This is a genomic window from Palleronia sp. (assembly GCF_042089775.1).
In the GTDB taxonomy this organism is placed as follows: Bacteria; Pseudomonadota; Alphaproteobacteria; order Rhodobacterales; family Rhodobacteraceae; genus Palleronia.
Map to the genome: position 1 here is coordinate 1 of NZ_JBELKF010000222.1, position 2,919 is coordinate 2,919.

2 protein-coding genes and 2 pseudogenes are annotated in these 2,919 nt (G+C 60.2%); all 4 read right to left on the reverse strand.

The window, feature by feature from the left end:
* Window positions 1-344: pseudogene (locus ACFDS3_RS20255) on the reverse strand (sugar kinase); the annotation flags it as partial.
* Window positions 345-2,010: 1,666 nt separating this feature from the next.
* Window positions 2,011-2,226, reverse strand: a complete 216-nt coding sequence (locus tag ACFDS3_RS20260) for a hypothetical protein (RefSeq protein WP_375264132.1) — start codon at window positions 2,224-2,226, stop codon at window positions 2,011-2,013.
* Between the two features lie 2 nt (window positions 2,227-2,228).
* The gene (locus tag ACFDS3_RS20265) at window positions 2,229-2,549 is read right to left on the reverse strand and encodes a DUF6527 family protein (protein ID WP_375264133.1); all 321 of its coding nucleotides are present in this window, start codon (window positions 2,547-2,549) and stop codon (window positions 2,229-2,231) included.
* Between the two features lie 2 nt (window positions 2,550-2,551).
* Window positions 2,552-2,919, reverse strand: a pseudogene (locus ACFDS3_RS20270) (lysozyme); the annotation flags it as partial.

Sequence of the window (2,919 nt, forward strand, 5' to 3'; positions counted from 1 at the left end):
ATATTATCCAGAAATTCGACAACCTTTACATCTCTCAAAAGGTCTTGATAGGCTTGATCCGCGAGTTCGGTCGGATCTCCAATCATCATTACGTTCGGCGCACTCTTCACTTCCGCAAGCCAGATGAACTTGCTGCACCCTAGACTTTTGAGATAAGCGCGGACCTCATTGACTAAATAAGCGGGGCATATTGCAGCGACAGAGAAATCCGTTCCTATTGCCCATAGGCCACGTGCGGCGTGGACGATACCGCCAAGCCGAAGCTTACTGTCCGCTCCCGATTTAGGCAGGGTGAAGTCGATATAGACCTCCCCGATCAACAGGAGTTCTTGATCAGTCGTCATGTCCGACGCGGCGCGAAGTCGACGCTAACCGATGCCACTGGCTTTGATGCTGAAGCATTTACACGCCCATCGTAGGTGAAGCCGGCAGCGATACAGTCGGCCAAGTAGTTTAGCCCGGTCGGCAGCGCTCCGACGCTCAGTCCACTCGCATCGATCGCGAAAAGTCTACCGCGCTGCTCGATGGATAGCACGGTGCCAACCGGAGGTACGGCCCCGTTCGCGTCAAAGTATTCGCACTGTTCCACCTCTTCGAGCGTACAAGAAAACGCCCGCCCGCAGCGGTCTTCTCCACTGGCGCCACCACCTCCGGCTCCTTGCGCTCCATTCTTGGGACGCGAGCCGGGGTAGTCCGAGAAGTTTCCAGATCCAGTGCTACCCATGCCATTCCTCACACCATTTTTTACGTGCAGGCATGCTCCTCCAGTCGATCTTTGGTTGCAAGCAGTTTTGTTCAGTCACTCTCACCGAGAGTCGCCCGCCGCTCCCTCCGGCGGGCGGTCTTGTATCTGGCCGGTGAGGGGCAAGGCCCAAGACAGAGATCGAGAGTGAGGACGCGGGCGGGCAGCAGCCGCGGCCCCGCCGATCTTCGCGGTCGCTCGGATCCAGACTGCCTGCACGGATACCAAGCCGCGCGTGCAATCTTCACGCGTGAGGCCCTGTATCTGGTGAACCGTAGCGAGCACCGCTAAGTTCTATCTATGCATATGATTCCTGCAGTTTGTAAAAAGTGCGGTCTGGTTTTCCCAGCCTTCGGCGGCCCTGTTGGATCCGTTATCTCGATGACAGACTGTCGAGCGGGTTGCCCTCGATGCGGTCAGTGGGCTCATGTACCGAACGGCTTCTATGAAATACTCCAAGACGCCATTGTTCTAGTTCAAAATCCGAAGTTCGGCCGGCGAGACGCCGAGGCACTCGTCACGGCATCTCAAGTCCTACAGTATACTGACACTCCCGCCCGAACAGTCATCGCGAACGTTGCCGCACAGAACCCTGATGCTGCGAGCCGCCTTACAACGTGGGCTGGGATAGGCGTCAATTTTGCGGCGGCGATGGCTACAGTCGTCGGCGTCCTGCTGACACATATAGAGAATCGTTCGAATGGCCCCCTCATGGAGCGCGCTGTTACAGCCCTTGAACGACACCTCGATAGCGCGCCTCAACCCGAGGTGAGGCGGCCAAAGGCTAGGAGTTTAGCGCCTTTGACAGTCCCTTCGCCCCAGATGCGGCCGGGCTCATACGAAGAGCCACTTATCGATCGAAGCGTAGAGCGCCATCGACAGAGAACCGGCGCCGAAGCCCCAAAAGAAAACCGCCACGCGAGAAGGGCTCGAATAGCGAAAGAGAGAGCACGCGCTCGAAATTGAAGACATGAGCAACTCCTTGGCTTGGCGCTTTGGGGCGGCCGAGGTAGCATGGCCTTTCATGCCAACAACCTTTCAAGCGCTCGCCTCTACCTTCGTCCGTGTAGTTGGTCCAGTAGAGCAAACCAGGCCCCCTGACTGCAACGGGTGTTTCCTACATGGCGATCGGCAAGGCTATTTCGGCAAGCGTACTACTCTCTGGAAGCCGAAGGCGCGCCCGCCGGATCACTCCAGTGGACGCAGTTTTGATGGGCAAGACAGCGCTCAAATCTGACATCGATTGAGAGCGAGAACGCGAGCTGGCATCAGGTGACCCCACCGCGCGCCGAGGCGATCCGCGACCAGATCCACGCCACAGCGTAGATCACGAGGCCCGCGAGAATCTGAGCTATATTGCTGACATCGAAGGTCAGCAGGCCGGTAGCGCGGTCGAAGGTAGCGAAACCGGTGCCGGCGATCCACCCGGCAATCGGGTAGAGCAGCATCCGGATCACGAGGGCGATCTGTCCGATGGGTAGCATAGTCATGCTCCTTTCTGAGCGGGGTAGAAATCGGGGAGGTCGACGGTCTGCCCGGTGAGCGCATGGGTGCTGTCACCGAGGAACTGGATGCGGCCGTCGCGCACGAAGCTGTGGCAGGTCGAGAGGTTGACGCCCGGCCGGTCTGGGTCAGGCATCACCACCAGCACCGAGGGCGAAAAGGTCGGCGCGTCGGCGTCGCCGTTCCAGTCCCAGTGTGGACGGCCCTGCCCCTCGACGGTCACTTTGTGCATCGTCCCGCAGCCGGGACACATGAAGCCGACGCGCCCACCTTGGAGGCCGCGTAGTTTGCGGCCGAGCTGCATGGTCAGGCCGCCGTCCGAGCGAGATGCGCGCCGGTCAGCGCGTGGATCTGGGCGATGAGGTCTTCGGGGTTCTCGGCCCCCTGCCCGGCCTCGACTGGCGCCACCGCCGGTCGCTGCATGCGCGCCAGCAGCTCGGCACTGGAGATGGTCTTCAGTACGCCACGCAGCTTTCCACGCTCGTCGACACGCCAGATCGCGATTTCGTCGCCGTTGTGGTCGTAATCGCCGGTGTCGAAGAGCCGCTTCTCGGCCGTCCGGCGCTTGCGAATCTCCGGCGGCCGGAGCCAGCCAAAGAAATGCTCGGAAGCCTTCGGGTCGCCGGCATTGATCTGCCGCGTCAGGATCGCGCGGTAGATGCCGCCGGTGTTCA

Coding starts and splice junctions, on each gene's coding strand:
- ACFDS3_RS20260 (WP_375264132.1), bottom strand. CDS start 2,226: ATGCTACCCATCGGACAGATCGCCCTCGTGATCCGGATGCTGCTCTAC.
- ACFDS3_RS20265 (WP_375264133.1), bottom strand. CDS start 2,549: ATGCAGCTCGGCCGCAAACTACGCGGCCTCCAAGGTGGGCGCGTCGGC.